Source organism: Pelosinus sp. sgz500959, from assembly GCF_042610375.1.
Classification (GTDB): Bacteria; Bacillota; Negativicutes; order DSM-13327; family DSM-13327; genus CTSoil-075.
Map to the genome: position 1 here is coordinate 141,705 of NZ_JBGJZL010000001.1, position 15,473 is coordinate 157,177.

Annotated in this window: 11 protein-coding genes; all 11 read right to left on the reverse strand. The window is 33.6% G+C overall.

Annotated elements, in window-relative coordinates; translation table 11 throughout:
• Nucleotides 1-30: 30 nt before the first annotated feature.
• The 11 genes from ACAN52_RS00570 to ACAN52_RS00620 all read right to left on the reverse strand — a co-directional run bounded on the left by ACAN52_RS00570 (nt 31) and on the right by ACAN52_RS00620 (nt 15,468).
• Entirely contained in the window at nt 31-1,425 is a 1,395-nt protein-coding gene (locus ACAN52_RS00570; protein WP_378950624.1) for a B12-binding domain-containing radical SAM protein, read from the reverse strand.
• A gap of 42 nt (nt 1,426-1,467) precedes the next feature.
• Nucleotides 1,468-2,199 carry a cytidylyltransferase domain-containing protein gene (locus tag ACAN52_RS00575; RefSeq protein ID WP_378950627.1) on the reverse strand — a complete coding sequence of 244 codons (732 nt, stop codon included), beginning with the start codon at nt 2,197-2,199 and terminating at the stop codon, nt 1,468-1,470.
• Nucleotides 2,196-3,359, reverse strand: coding sequence for a UDP-4-amino-4,6-dideoxy-N-acetyl-beta-L-altrosamine transaminase (gene pseC / locus ACAN52_RS00580; RefSeq protein ID WP_378950630.1), 1,164 nt, complete (start codon nt 3,357-3,359; stop codon nt 2,196-2,198). Before pseC ends, ACAN52_RS00575 begins: the two co-directional genes overlap by 4 nt.
• A gap of 1 nt (nt 3,360) precedes the next feature.
• A complete protein-coding gene (pseB, locus tag ACAN52_RS00585; RefSeq protein WP_378950633.1) occupies nt 3,361-4,344 on the reverse strand; it encodes a UDP-N-acetylglucosamine 4,6-dehydratase (inverting) in 984 nt (327 codons plus the stop codon).
• Between the two features lie 71 nt (nt 4,345-4,415).
• A complete protein-coding gene (locus ACAN52_RS00590; RefSeq protein WP_378950636.1) occupies nt 4,416-6,584 on the reverse strand; it encodes an LIC12162 family protein in 2,169 nt (722 codons plus the stop codon).
• A 4-nt stretch (nt 6,585-6,588) separates the two neighbouring features.
• Nucleotides 6,589-7,509 (reverse strand): NAD-dependent epimerase/dehydratase family protein, encoded by a 921-nt coding sequence (locus ACAN52_RS00595; RefSeq protein ID WP_378950639.1) that lies wholly within the window; start codon nt 7,507-7,509, stop codon nt 6,589-6,591.
• The gene (gene rfbC / locus ACAN52_RS00600; RefSeq protein ID WP_378950642.1) at nt 7,510-8,037 is read right to left on the reverse strand and encodes a dTDP-4-dehydrorhamnose 3,5-epimerase; all 528 of its coding nucleotides are present in this window, start codon (nt 8,035-8,037) and stop codon (nt 7,510-7,512) included.
• 50 nt (nt 8,038-8,087) lie between these two features.
• Entirely contained in the window at nt 8,088-9,173 is a 1,086-nt protein-coding gene (gene rfbG / locus ACAN52_RS00605; RefSeq protein WP_378950645.1) for a CDP-glucose 4,6-dehydratase, read from the reverse strand.
• Nucleotides 9,174-9,175: 2 nt separating this feature from the next.
• Nucleotides 9,176-9,943 (reverse strand): glucose-1-phosphate cytidylyltransferase, encoded by a 768-nt coding sequence (gene rfbF / locus ACAN52_RS00610; protein WP_378950648.1) that lies wholly within the window; start codon nt 9,941-9,943, stop codon nt 9,176-9,178.
• 37 nt (nt 9,944-9,980) lie between these two features.
• The gene (locus ACAN52_RS00615; protein ID WP_378950651.1) at nt 9,981-13,301 is read right to left on the reverse strand and encodes a glycosyltransferase; all 3,321 of its coding nucleotides are present in this window, start codon (nt 13,299-13,301) and stop codon (nt 9,981-9,983) included.
• 61 nt (nt 13,302-13,362) lie between these two features.
• Nucleotides 13,363-15,468 carry a glycosyltransferase gene (locus ACAN52_RS00620; RefSeq protein WP_378950654.1) on the reverse strand — a complete coding sequence of 702 codons (2,106 nt, stop codon included), beginning with the start codon at nt 15,466-15,468 and terminating at the stop codon, nt 13,363-13,365.
• Between the last annotated feature and the right edge of the window lie 5 nt (nt 15,469-15,473).

Consider the following 15,473-nt stretch of genomic DNA (forward strand, 5'->3'; position numbering starts at 1 on the left):
CTCCCATAAATAATTGAAACTATTTTTCTATTAATTATCTTTATAAGCCCTATAATATGTAGTACGAATTAATTCTTCGTCTTTAAGCCCAATTTTCAAGGCCTCATTCGTTCTTTTTAACCCAGCAACTACATGATTTTCAAATTCATCATCACTCATTTGAGTCATGTTAACTCGCAAATCCTGGCGATCCCCCATTGCAAGCAAATATGATTCAGGATCACCCTTGATCAGTCCTTTTTCTATCGCATAATCGTACATAACTGAACCTGGCTGTGGTAATAAATACCCGCTTGATGGATAAATTTTGTTTTCTATACAACAATCGAAGGTTTTTCTGATTGTTTCAGGAGTTTCCTGGGGATATCCAAAAACCAAACTAGTATATGTTGCCAACCCAGCCTTGCGAAGAAGTTCCGTTTGCCTAGAAAACTGAGCCACTGAAACATGCTTATTCATCGCCTTTAAAATTTCTGGATCAGATGACTCTAGTGAGTAACCCATTGCCAAACAACCGGCTTGTTTCATTTTTTCAATAATAAGAACATCTTGCTCCTCATCAAATAGATTTCCTCTACACGTTCCCTTCCAATAAAAATGAACTTTTTCCTCCAAAACTTTCTCTGCAAATTCTAATGCTTGTTTTTTTGAAAAGAACGTAAGTTCATCCCAGAACTGAATATAATTTAATGAATAGGTATCAACCATATGCTTGATTTCAGCCACAATGGCTTCAGCTGATCGATATCGATAAGGAACATTTTGAAAAACATGATAACAAAAACTGCAGTTAGCTACACAGCCCCTTGCCGTATTGACTGGCAACGCTCGTATCTCTTCTCTTGGTATAGGTAAGGGATCATCTGCACAAATCCGCGAATTTTCAATATATATCTCGATATCGAAGATGGAGAAATCAATAAAGGGGACTGTTGAAACATCTTTAATCACAGGTCTAGGCGGATTATGAATTACATTTCCTTCTCTCACAAAACAGATTCCAAGAACTTCATCAAGAGGTCTATTTTCATGAATTGTATGTAGTAAATCTACAATGGTTTCGTCACCCTCACCCATAACGGTAATATCTACTTGGGTTTTGTTTAATATGATGTCAGGAATCGACGTAGCAACTGAATTTCCCGCTATCACGATTGCATTAGGATGATATTTTTTCACCACATTTGCAAGGGATTTTACAAACTTATAACCAGTGACAATACACCCCATACATACAATATCGTACCTCTTAGCAGAAATTTTAGTTTCGATTTCCTCGTCACTATACCGATATCCATCAATATCTAGTAAATCAAATGCAAATCCTGCATTTTTCATCGCCGTAGATATATATCCTAGACTAATAGGAAAAAATTTTTTGATAGATTCCGGCCTAAGACTTATATTAACAAGTAAAATATTCACTGAATCCGTCCTCCTTAAAGTAGCAATTCACTATGCAATATATCACATTTTTTTCTGTTCAATATGTGAATTAATATTTTTCCATGCAGGATATTGATCTAACAATTCTATACAATCTTGTAAGGTAAAATTCTGCTTAATCGGGTATAATTGTTCAATCATTCTATGAATGAGTTGAAAATCTTCCACCGTATCAACTGTCCATCGGTGTGTGCTCAAATTCTCAGTATGAAAGACATTCGCCAAACGATATCTATCTGGATGACCGTATATAAAAGGTGTCACATGTTCTTTATCTGACATTTCAATTGCCTCTTGGTAAGCTTGATGAAGAATCTGAAATGAAAATACCTCTGTATCAAGACCACGCGGATAGGTACGTTTCAAAGTATTAGATACGTAATCATAATCACTTTTATTTTCTTTGTAAAAGGCTATGACTTTATCTACTACTGCTGGATCAATCAATGGACAATCGGAGGTGAGACGCACTACATGATCGGCATTATATTTTTTAGCAGCTTCATAGTACCTTTCCAAAACATTCAACTCTGACCCACGAAAGTAAGATATTGATAATTTTTCACACAAATCGACAATCGTTTGGTCATCATCATTGGTAGTTGTAGCAATAACAATTTCGTCAGCCAATTTTATCCGTTTCATTCGTTCTATTTGATAAGTCAATAAAGGTTTACCTAATATTGGCATTAACACTTTAGCTGGTAGTCTTGTAGATGTCATACGCGCCTGGACAATAATCACCGTTTTCATTTCAGCACCTCTTTTATGGATTGAATAATATAGTCTTGCTCTTCATTGGTCAATCTATAAAACATGGGAATGCTAATCGCTTGCTCATAATACTGCTCAGCAACAGGAAAATCACCATGACTAAATCCTAATTGTCGATAGTATGGCTGGGTATGTACAGGTATATAATGAACATTAACACCTAGTCCTCGGTCACGCAATTCCTCAAATACTTGTCTTCTACTTTTACTACATAACTCATTATTTATTTTTACTACATATAAGTGCCATGCCGAATGTATATCATCATTTTGATAAGGCAAAGTCAACGGCAGCCCTTGTAGTGCTCTTGTATAATATTCTGCCTTTTCCTCCCTCTTATTAATAAACTCATCAATGCGTTTCATTTGACTAATTCCTAACCCAGCCTGAATATCCGTCATACGATAATTAAACCCCAGTTCAATCTGCTCATAATACCAAGGACCATGAGTATCATTCATCATATCTTCTGAATTGCGGGTAATGCCGTGACTTCGCAATCGAAGTAGTTTTACATATAAATCCTGCCGATTGGTAACTACTATACCACCTTCACCTGTCGTAACAATCTTTACTGGATGAAAACTAAATACCGTCATATCAGAATAACGACATGAACCAATTTTTGAATCTCGATAACTGCCACCAATAGCATGGGAAGCATCTTCGATTACAGTAAAATCATACTCTGCTGCTAAAGCAGCAATCGTCACCATATCACATGATTGACCAGCGAAGTGTACTGGAATGACAACTTTAGGAAGTCTTCCCTCTATCCGTTCATGGCTTAATTTTTCAGCTAACTTTGTAGAGCTCATATTATAGGTTTTCTCATCAATATCAACAAAATCTACATCTGCGTCACAGTATAGCCCGCAATTAGCCGAGGCTACAAACGTATTTGGAGATGTCCATAAACAATCACCAGACTGAAGTTCTGCTGCCATACAGGCAATATGCAAGGCAGAAGTAGCACTATTTACTGCAACCGCATATTTGGCACCACAATATTCAGCAACCATTTGTTCAAATCGTTCTACAGTTGGTCCTTGCGTCAACCAATCCGTCTTAAGTACATCAACTACAGCCTCGATATCCTCTTCACTAATATCCTGCCTGCCATAAGGAATATGACGCATACTAAATCATCTCCCGCAATTCATCTACCGTCAAGAAATGTGGATTCGTCCCTGAATTGTATTCAAATCCCTGACTTACTATTTTACCAACTTCCTGTAACTGATTCACTCTATAATCTAGTGGAGAGAAAAATGTAATCGTAGGTTTTATTACATAATGATCAGGAAATTCCAATGTCAAATGTGAATCATCAATAGGGCACATAATTTCATGAAGTTTTTCACCAGGACGAATACCAATCACTTTTATCGGCATATCAGGTGCGATTGCTGTAGCAAGATCGATAATTTTGCTCGATGGAATTTTAGGTACAAAAATCTCACCACCTTGCATTCTTTGAAAAGATTTCATCACAAACTCTACCCCTTGTGGTAAAGTAATCCAAAAACGCGTCATTTTCATATCCGTAATCGGAAGTACTTCTTCCCCATTAGAAATAAGTTTTTGAAAAAAAGGTACGACGGAACCTCGTGATCCCACTACGTTACCATAGCGAACCACAGAAAAACGTGTTCTGCAATCACCTACTACATTATTCGCAGCAACAAACAATTTATCCGAAACTAATTTAGTAGCACCATATAAATTAATTGGGTTAGCAGCTTTATCCGTCGATAAGGCTATCACTTTTTCTACGTTATTTTCAATGGCTGCATTAATTACATTTTGTGCTCCATTAATATTCGTTTTGACACATTCCATAGGATTATATTCTGCTGCAGGTACTTGTTTTAAAGCTGCAGCATGAATAATATAATCTACACCGTTAAAGGCTTGTTTTAGCCGTTCAGCGTCACGAACATCACCAATAAAATAGCGCATGACAGAATCGCTAAATTCCTGTTGCATTTCAAACTGTTTGAGTTCATCACGAGAAAAAACGATAACTTTCTTAGGCTTATATTTTTCTAAAACGGTTTTGATAAATTTCTTGCCAAATGAACCTGTACCACCTGTAACTAAAATACTTTTATTATTAAACATCTAAGCCTCCCTCTGCAATTGTACGTCCTCTGTAAAGCAGGCTCTTAATTGCATTTCAACCTTCAAAATTCTTACCCATTCTTAATCGTTACACGTCCAAAATGTTCACCAAAAACAGTATTTAATAATTCTCGAAAAATAGGTTCTGGCAAATCACGAGCTGGGTTTATAATTTTCACAGTTGCAGGTATATATTTCTTCAAATACAATTCTTGTATTCTGCCTGAAGGTAAATCTGCTATTATGATAAGATCAGGATTTTCTTTCATTATTTCTTGGAATGAATTAATATTAACTCCCGATAAATATTTCCCAAAATTTTCTACATTTTCATCGATAATCCCCACTATTTTTTTATGACAGAGTTGAGAAATAAACTGAGCCATATATTGTGCAATTTTATTTATACCTAAAATTGCAATTTTTTCCCCAGAAAGCCCATTCAAATATTCCTGTAAATTTTCATATTGTATGTTCTCATGTTTTTCATAAGATATTTTTTTTGAATCTTCTTTTTTATCATCAAATAGGCAATCAAGCTCTTTAACCCACTGATCAACGCCTTCTTTCAAATATCCAGTAAATACTTTACATGCATTTTTTCTTGCACTCTGCCGAGCGTTATCATTCCACCACTCATCAATTTCTAAATAACTACGATTCAATAATTGAGCAGCCGAAGCTGGATTATCATATAAAATCCCAACAAAGTGTAGTTCATCAAAACATTTGACGGCTTCTGGATGTAAGAAATTTATATATTTTTTGTAATCGAAGTACAAGATAGCCGGTTTATTAAAAAGCAAAGCTTCCGTAAATGTAGTTTGAAAATTATCGCATACAATAACTTTGCTTTTTTGCATCCGTGCAGCTAATAATATTTCCCAACTTTCTAAAATGACATCTGGAGCAAATGACTTCCACCTTTTTTCACAATCTTGTCCCCAATCTCGTGCATATAATCTTACTCTTACACATTTTTTCAAATTGGGAGATAAGGTTTCCCAAAAAATCTGCTGATTATTAGAATATTCATTAGGGCTTAATGTGATTAGCCAGCTAAATGGCCCCTGATATCTTTTGATATTAGAACTAATAAATAATATATCGGAAAGATTCTCTAACTTTTCAAATTCAATACGAGCACAAAATTTAGGAGATGGAAGAACTTTCACTTTATTATTATCTTTATGTGTAATCAAGCCTGCAGCATAAAATCGATCACAGATTTTTTTCTCATGCTCTTCAAAATCAGAATAGGTAGAACCAGCCACTGAATGAGCAACTGCTATTAATTTAGTCCCATTTTCAGCACATGTAGCTGCCCACTGATTAAAAACGGCATCTGCATTATATGAAACAGCGGATAATATTCCTCTGGGTATTGTAGAATATACTGGATGTTCTTGATATTTTTTTTCTATATATCGATATCCTTCAATATAGGCTACAGGCATATTATTAAATATTTGACTAATAATAAAGTCTTCAAACTGATTTTCTGCCTTAATATTTAATTTCATCTTTTGTCTCGTTTGCTTGCAAATATTAAAATCAGGTAAAATAAATTCCTTTATCCAATGGCTTTCAATTGGGAAATGACACTTATTGATGAGCATCAGATCAACCATCTCAGAAAAATAAGACATATTCATAATAAGTGTGTCTGACTTTCGAAGTATTTTATTTTCTATCCTAATAGTATTATGATTTATACCCTCATTTTCTATTTGATACACCAATTTTTTGCTTGGGAAATTTTTACCTATAAATTTAAAAATCTGAGAGTAAATTTGCAAATTATAAAAATCATCACTTAGATAATTTAGTGTTTCTGTAAAATCTTTAGGTACAATATAACAACTTTCATCCAAAACTATAGACTCTAAATTAGGATCAATCTCCAACGCGTGTACGATCGAATAATAGCGATCATAAACAGCAAATATGTAATCATTTAACCATCGCCCGATAATAATTCGCCAATAACGTTTACCATAATTTACTTCATGCAAATTATTGAAAACAGGTACCATAGCTTCTAAAATTTTTTCAGTTGTTTGTTCCACTTCATGTAAGCATTGATGAATTTTTTCTTTGTTAGAGAAAACACTTGGCATTATTTTGTAATTTATATCTCTATTACGTTTACTAAAACGGTAACATCCTTCTTGTAAAAATAATATCTGTTTTTTTTTATCCCAAAATCTTTCAATTGCAGTTGTAGCAAGAAAATACATTATTTCACCTCGTTAATGTTGCCTTCTTTATTAATAAACATTGTAATAACTCTTTTACAAAATTCTCTATCCTCTTATCAGGTATATAAATATCTTTCAAATATAAACTCTCATATTGGAACACCTTTTCACTATGAGCCCCTTCAGGAAAAATAACTTCAATATCTTTATTGTATTCTTTTTTAATTACCGACTGAATTAGATATGCAAACTCTCGAATACTTAATTGATCTTTACCATGAATGTGTAATAAAGGTACTTTCTCCATTAAAGGATATACTGTTTCAATAACTTTACAAATATCATGGACTTCAATAAAATTTCTTCGTTGAAAACCAGGTGTGTTCAATATAATCTTGCCCGTCTCTACAGCTTCCTTACAGAAAGCTAATGGTATAAGACTCCAACGTTTGCAATCTTCAATTGGTAAAGGCACTCCAAAAAAATTGCTAGGTCTTATAACCGTTCCCAATATTTTTTTAGTTGCAGTATACATTTGAACGTACTGTTCTGCCTGCAAATGACTCATCCCATAATCATTCATTGGGCATGGCATAGCTTCTTCATTAATAAGACCTTCTGGATCACCAAATACATGAAATGTAGAAAGATATATGAATTTTTTAATATGATTAGAAACACAAAAATCCAAAGCTATTTTAGTTCCAATCACATTTTGATATATACTTTGATATGGATCTTCACGACAAGCGACCTCATGCGCAGCCGCTGCATGAATAAACAAGTCAACATCCATTTCGGTTTGAATACTCGCAGTCTTGGGGTTATTAAGATCAAAAAATAAATCATCGCCTTTTAGTCGAGTTGCTTTTAAAACCTTCCAACCTAAGCTTCTAAAATATTGGCAAGCAATACCACCAAAATATCCATTGGCACCTGAAATAATAACCGTTTTAGATTTCATTTAAAAATCACCATACTTTTTATCTTTTTCTGATATGCTAGTAGGATTGCTAGGCCATTTAATCCCAAAAGCTAAATCATCCCATCTCACACCCTGTTCACATTCAGGATGATAAAATTCACTCACTTGATAAAATACAGTTACATGATCACTCATCGTAAAATATCCGTGAGCAAATCCTTCTGGAACATATAGCATCCTACGATTATCAGATGATAACTCAAATGCTTCCCATTTTTTAAACGTAGGTGATGTCTCTCTTAAATCAATAATTACATCATATATTATGCCATTAAGACATGATACTAATTTAGCTTCTTGATATGGCTCTTTCTGATAATGCATTCCTCTGAGCGTACCAGCAATTTTATTGTATGCTAGATTACACTGCACTAAATTAGCATTCAGTCCATGTTTTAAAAATTCCTCTTTGCACCAAGCTCTTGCGAAAAACCCTCTTTCATCTTGAATAAATTCTGGCTCGATAACATAGGCATCAAATAGCGTAGTCGGTTTAAATATCATCATAGCACATCCAATCTATAAAAATTCATTGCCCCTAACTCATCAATTTCATATCAATTACTTCTGAAACTATGATTATCTACATATATTTCTTTCTGATACATAGAAATTTGTTCTAATGTTATCTTTTGAGGATCTTTAAAATCATAAAAATTTTTATACCATTCAACTGTCATAGCTAACGTATCTTGCATCGTTAAAAGGGGTCTCCACCCCAACATATGCACAGCTTTTGTTGAATCTAATTTTAAATAATAAGCTTCATGCATGTGATTATCTTTTTCAGTTTTCCATGTAGCATTATTTCCCCATAAACGACATAAACCTTCTACAACTTCTTTTACTGTCCATGCATGGCTATCGTTAGGACCAAAATTCCATCCTTCAGCGTATTTCGAACCATTTTCCCATACCTTTTGCGCTAAAAGTAGATATCCTCTCAATGGTTCCAACACATGTTGCCAAGGGCGAATAGCATATAAATTTCGAATTAAAATAGGTTCATTTTTAATAATTGCTCGGATGCTATCCGGAACAATACGGTCAGCAGCCCAATCTCCTCCGCCTATTACATTTCCAGCACGCACACTTGCAATCTTTGCAGTATTTTCTCCTGAAAAATAAGATCTCTGGTAACTGGATGTGATAAGTTCGGCACATCCCTTACTACAACTATACGGGTCATATCCTCCCATTGGCTCATTTTCACGATATCCCCATACCCATTCACGGTTTTCATAACATTTATCACTAGTAACATTAATAATGACACGAATACTATCCACATGACGTGCTGCTTCCAATACATTTGCCGTTCCCATGATATTCACAGACAATGTTTCTATAGGAAATTTATACGAATGTTGTACCAATGACTGGGCTGCCATATGAATGACTATATCCGGCTTATATTTTAATAGAGTTGTTTGCAACTTAGAATAATCCAATACATCACCTTGAATTGACTGCATTCCTTCTTCAATATGTGCCATATTAAAAAGCGATGGAGTTGAAGGCGGTTGTAGGGCATAACCAACTACATCAGCCCCAAGAAATTGGAGCCATAAACTCAACCAACTTCCTTTAAAGCCAGTATGCCCTGTAATAAATACTTTTTTACCTTGCCAAAAGCTGTTCATAATCACCAAACCTTCCAAGGTGCCATTCCAGTTTCCCAAAGTTGTTCAAGTCTGACTTTATCCCGCAAAGTATCCATAGGCTGCCAAAAGTCATTATGCTGAAAAGCTGATAGCTGATTGCTTTTCGTCAACCTTTCTAATGGTTCACATTCCCATATTGTAGAATCCCCATCAATTAACGCAAAGACATCAGGCTCTAAGACAAAAAAACCTCCATTAATCCATCCTGATTCTCCTTGCGGTTTTTCATAAAAATTAGTGACACGATTTTCATCCAATTCTAATACACCAAACCTAGCAGGAGGCTGCACCGAAGTTAAAGTCGCCATTCGTCCCTGTTTGTAATGAAAATTCACCAATTCTCCTATATTTACATTACTAACTCCATCACCATAAGTAAAACAAAACGTTTCGTTACCAACAAAATCTCGAACTCGCCGGAGGCGTCCTCCTGTCATAGTAGACTCGCCAGTATCCACCAAAGTAACTTTCCATGGATCAGCATGACGCTGATGTACTTCCATAGAATTATTAACCATATCTATTGTCACATCGGACATATGTAAAAAGTAATTTGCAAAATACTCTTTAATCAAATATCCTTTATAACCACAACATATAACAAATTCATGGATATTATATGCGGAATATAATTTCATAATATGCCATAATATAGGTTTACCCCCAATTTCAATCATCGGTTTAGGTTTCAAATGAGTTTCTTCTGAAATGCGTGTACCCATTCCACCAGCTAAAATTACTGCCTTCATATAACATCACTCCCTTCCGAGAAAAATATTAGCTTAATTATATATTTAATGAGGTTCTCAATGCTTGATATGCTTCTGGGTAGCTCTTTTCTATACTATTTAATAGATTTATAGCAATGTCTTCTTTTCCATTTGTATAATACGAAATAAAACACCAACGAATATATTTAAAAACTCTAAACGTAGTCCATTGATTCATAACCTCTGGATACATTCCTCTTTGTAAAGCCATTTCTTTTACTTTTTCTAACTCAATAAGTGTTTGGGCATCATCTTCCGGTATTAAATTATTGGAAGTACTAGCACTATGATATCTGTACACTGCTACATGGTCATCAATTACCCCTACGTCTCCTGCTAACATCAATTTTAAGTATAGCAACAAATCAAAGGCTAAGGATCTTTCAAGCAAACATCCTAGCTTCATTGCCACTTTTCTATCAAATAAAGATGTAACGAAACCACAGATATGTCCATAACCCGGTTGCTCGTAGTAGATGAAATAATCCATTCCTTTTGTTACTTTAGGCGTGTTAAGATTTGTATTCTCTATTTTATTAGTAGACATATCTAATAACTTACAATTAGCATGTACTAGAACTACACTGGGATTTTCCAACAATAATTGTACAGCTTTGCTTATATAGCTGCTATCAATAAAGTAATCATCATCTCCCATAATTAAAGCATAGTCACCTGTAGCCAAATTATATAATGAATTATAATGATTATAATAAAATCCTTTGTTTTCTTCATTCCTGTGGTATTTAATTCTTTTGTCCAATGAAAAGTCTTCCAGAAGTTCATTTGTGCCATCAGTCGAAGCATTATCACTTACTATAATTTCAAGATTTTTATAATCTTGTGCCAAAACACTTTCTAAAGATTCTTCTAAATATTCTCTACGATTGTATGTTGGAATAATAATACTCACTTTAGGCATAGAAAAATTCTTATTTATAGCAACTTGAGTTTTGTTCGTGCAATCAAGTATTGCAGTAAACTCTTGAGGAAACTTAGTTATTTTACCATTGCTACTTTTGAATAAATCATTAGCAAAATCTAAAGTAGTTTCCCCTTGTAGATAGTGAATAATCTCTTCTGTAATTTTTTCACCATAATTATATATATTCTGTAGTATTACCCCTCGGTTTCTTAAAGCTGTGATTGCCTGTTGTCTAGAAATCAGATCATTCGTTAGGCAATGATAACCTGATACTAATAAGGTCAATAAATGTAGAGCTATCTTTTTGTCGTTCATACTACCACATAAAGTAGAACCATTAATGCGCCTGACATATACATAACTGTCTGAAACTACTATTTTCTTTTTAAGGTTACTACTAAAAAAACGACTTAACCTTACATGATCTTCTCCTATAGTGAAAACTTTTTCTGCGCTACATTCTGCCATTTTTTTTGCATTATAGACTGCACCAGCATTAAAGGCTGCAATTTCACCGGTTAAGAAAAAATGTTTCAGTACATCTTCACACAACATATCATTAAATTGAATGCGGTCATATCCAAGCTGTAATTGATTTTTTTCATCTAAGTTCATAATATAACGAGGAATAATAATAGCACAATCCGCTTGATTGATTTTCTTCATATCAACAACAAACTGATCATCATTTAAACAAAAAAGAATATCATCATCATCTAATGACAATACATTTTTAGTGGGGCTATTTTTTAAGCAAGTATCCATTGCTACTGCTAATCCCTGATTTCCTGAATGATGTATAATATTTCCTATTCCAAATTTCTTATTAAGTTTCTTAATCACTGCCGTATGCTTAGCATCAGAATGATCATTTACAATTATTTTGGGCATTAATCCAAGTTTATAGCCTTTTTCTAAGTCAGCCAACAACACTTCTGATCGATTATAAGTTGTCATGATCATGGTAATATCTTTTATATGTTTCAAGTTCTTCACTGTTTGCTTTTGCTTAAATTTTTCAGAGACAGCAATTAAAATATCGGGGACAGCTTTATTTTCCTCTTCATCATTTGGAGTTTGCATGTTAAAGTTATGCAGTATTTTTTTTATACTGGAAATTTGTTTTTTACAAGAAAGTTCCATTTCAATATACTGTCTGTAGGTTAGCGATTCATAGTTTTCATCTGTGATCATACCAACGGCTTCTTCTTGTGTACTAAATAAATATTGTTTTGGATAGTGATCTTTTAATCCTTCACAATTATGCAAGATAGGTTTAATACCTGAAGCCATCGCTTCTGCGGCTGCATAACACAATCCTTCATCAATACTAGAAATAAGCATATAATCAATTTTTTTAAACCATTCAATTTTTTGCTGTGGATTTTTCCATCCTTCAAAAACGATAGATCGCTCCAACTGGTATTCTTTAATAAAAAATTGTAAATATCTCAGTGTTCTCTCATCTTGGAATTCTCCTGCTAAATATAGCTTATATCGAGAATCCATCAAATACATTTGGTAAAAAACATCTAGAGTTAAGGGTATATTTTTCTTAAAATTAATATATCCTAAATAACCTATATTATAGCCTTTTTTCCTTTCTTTAAAAGGATATAACGCTAAATCGACACCGCATAATACTAAATCTACTTTAGTATTATGTAGCTTTTTCTTATCGATTTTCTCTTGAAATATTCTTAAAATATGAGGTGCTACTACAATTAATTGATTAATATTTTCCCAATTGGCATTTAGTATCAAATCAGAGTAAACTTCATAACCATGTATCCTGCATACGATATATTTATTTTTCGCGATCTCTAATTTACTGCCATGAATGACTAATTCATCACACCATTCAAACCAACAAATATCTGCCCATTTCATTTCGTGATCAATTTGCCCTAGTTGGTCTACAATAACTTTTTTTATCTCGTAATCATCCGATAAACCATTTATCACATCACCAAGAAAACTATCCATTCCTTGTTTTACAAAAAATGCAATTTTTTTCTTATTCTTACTTTTCTTTGTTTCTGCAACTGCAAACTCTTGCAATCTCTGTAGAGCCTCTATAACTAACTCATGGTATTCATTTGTATTTTGATATGTACTCAACTTCAGATACAACTCATAAGCCTTTTGCTGTTTTTCTCGTGCTTCATATACGTATGCTAAATTATATATCACATCAAAATTATTGTTATCGATTTTTAAACCTTGCTGTAAAATGAGTTCTGCATCCGATAATCGATTTTCAAGTATGGCTATGATCGCTTGTATAGAATAGATTTCTACATCGTCAGATGCCATATTATGATACTGGCTACTTAATTCACTAGCCTCGGCTACCCTTCCTAGATCAATTAATTTTTTGATATTTTCTTTAATCTGTTTTTGATATTCCACGTACTTTAACTCCTCTGCCAAATAAGATCTAGACTTTTTCTAAGTCAGCAAGTATAGCAAATTAGTTTTCATATTTTTTTTGGTAAATTTCTGATTTTTTAGCTAATAATCTCAAATTATTACCAATAATACCTTCACACTCCATCACTATATCCAATGCATCATCGAACTGTTTACTCTCAATATGCGTTTCTACAATATCTAGTAATTTTTCAATTAATTGCGCTAGTTCTGTATCCGTATCTTGCTGCGATAGAGATTGTAAAATAATTTCAATCCCCTTGCTCATTTCAGGATACACGGCTAAGGCTTTTTTTAAGTATTGAACTTTTTTACTACTTTCTCGAGAAAAACGTTCTGCGAGAACCATATACATAATAAAGATTTCTTCCTTATTTTTCAGATCATAAATTAATTCTTCTTCAAATACGATCGCATTATAAAGAATCTCTAAATAATATTTACTCTTCTCTATATAAATAGCAAAAACACCCTTGTATTCCTGTTGATCTAACACTCCAGAAAACAATAGATACTTCGCCATATTTTTCTCTATTCTAGCCATTTGATAAGGTTTCGTTGGATTCCCAGGTAAAACACTTATAAAATTACGGCATATTCTAACAAATAAAGTTTTATCAACTTCATCCATATAAGTCATATAGTTAACTAAAGTTTGTTCTGAGAAATAAGGACTTACTCGCCATACTTCCTGAGGATAGGTTTCCATCATCGAGACAAAGATCGGTGCATAATAAGTTGGTAATTGATTGATCTCTCCGCCTATATTCTCTATGATATTTAACCATTCTTGACAACTAATTTTTTCATCACCCAATCGTACTCTATTTAAAAATCCGTATAATCCGGAAACCTGTTGAAAACATTCACTGAATTTTTTCTTTCCCTCATAATTTAATTGTTGCCAGTGGTGCTCAATTTCCTCTTCAATCTTTGTTATATCTTCCTGTCGTTTTCTAGCTACGATTTCCTCATAACAAACTTGGCAATTTTCATATTTTCTATCGTTTAAATCAATTTCAAATACTAGTCGTTGTATTTTATGCGTAAGGTCAGCATTGCTTACTGCCATACCTAGTACCTGATCGATATGTAACCTAGCTCTTTCATAGTTCTTGCTTTTATAGGACATTAGTGCCATATTATATTGATCATCTATTTGTCGATCAAGAGTATAATGAATAATCGACAAATTCGAACGTATTTTCAATTGAGCAAAATTCTTACTTAATTCTTCATGTTTATGAAAATAAGAATAGGCTTCTTCATACTCACCACGTAATTCATAAAGTTGCCCCAAAAAATAGTATAAATCTACATATTCAGGTTCTAACTTTATACCCTGAAGCCCAATTCGAATACTTTCATCCCCTGATTGACCATTTACTACATAAGCTTGCAATAAGCCACCATATAAATAGATATGCTTTTTTAATAATCCGTAATCATGTTGAGACTGAAAGTATGTTTTTTCCAATTCACGTAAAGAATCTTTCTGATCACCATGCATAGAATAAGTAATCGCAAGTTGATAACGATAATAGATATTTTTAGGGTCTTTTTCTAATTCTTTTTTTAATAAAGTGCTTGTCCTTTGAAACTTTCTTTCCATTAGTGCCTTATCTGTATAGAGGTAACCATAATGAAGTAATGCATCGCCACTATCAATGACAGTGCCTTTATACACTGGTTCATTATGAACTACTCCTTTATAACAAAATTCACGGTTTCTCCGAAAAATCCGTGGCGATAACGCTCCTACATGGGATTCAATATTCAATTCAGTAATATTTTTTACCTGTAACGCTAAAACACCGACTTTTCTATCAAGTCCAGAGCGCAAGTGTCGAATAATTCCATCTACACTTTCTAATTCTTCATCTGCATCAATAATAAAGACCCATTCACCAGTGGCATACCGAATTGAAATATTACGCATTTCAGAGAAATTGTTATTCCATAAATGATAATATATTTTATCCGTATATTGTTTAGCAATGGCCACGGTCTGATCTGTTGATCCTGTATCAACGATCACTAATTCTGAGGATATTTCTTGCATTAAGGGCTGCAAACTATCTAGACATCTTGCCAAATTTGCTTCTTCATCTTTAACCATCATACAAATACTGAGTATCGGTTTCATCCTTT

Excerpts from the sequence above, each read along its gene's own strand:
- ACAN52_RS00575 (WP_378950627.1), bottom strand. The coding sequence starts at position 2,199 with ATGAAAACGGTGATTATTGTCCAGGCGCGTATGACATCTACAAGACTA.
- pseC (WP_378950630.1), bottom strand. The coding sequence starts at position 3,359 with ATGCGTCATATTCCTTATGGCAGGCAGGATATTAGTGAAGAGGATATC.
- pseB (WP_378950633.1), bottom strand. The coding sequence starts at position 4,344 with ATGTTTAATAATAAAAGTATTTTAGTTACAGGTGGTACAGGTTCATTT.
- ACAN52_RS00590 (WP_378950636.1), bottom strand. The coding sequence starts at position 6,584 with ATGTATTTTCTTGCTACAACTGCAATTGAAAGATTTTGGGATAAAAAA.
- ACAN52_RS00595 (WP_378950639.1), bottom strand. The coding sequence starts at position 7,509 with ATGAAATCTAAAACGGTTATTATTTCAGGTGCCAATGGATATTTTGGT.
- rfbC (WP_378950642.1), bottom strand. The coding sequence starts at position 8,037 with ATGATGATATTTAAACCGACTACGCTATTTGATGCCTATGTTATCGAG.
- rfbG (WP_378950645.1), bottom strand. The coding sequence starts at position 9,173 with ATGAACAGCTTTTGGCAAGGTAAAAAAGTATTTATTACAGGGCATACT.
- rfbF (WP_378950648.1), bottom strand. The coding sequence starts at position 9,943 with ATGAAGGCAGTAATTTTAGCTGGTGGAATGGGTACACGCATTTCAGAA.
- ACAN52_RS00620 (WP_378950654.1), bottom strand. The coding sequence starts at position 15,468 with ATGAAACCGATACTCAGTATTTGTATGATGGTTAAAGATGAAGAAGCA.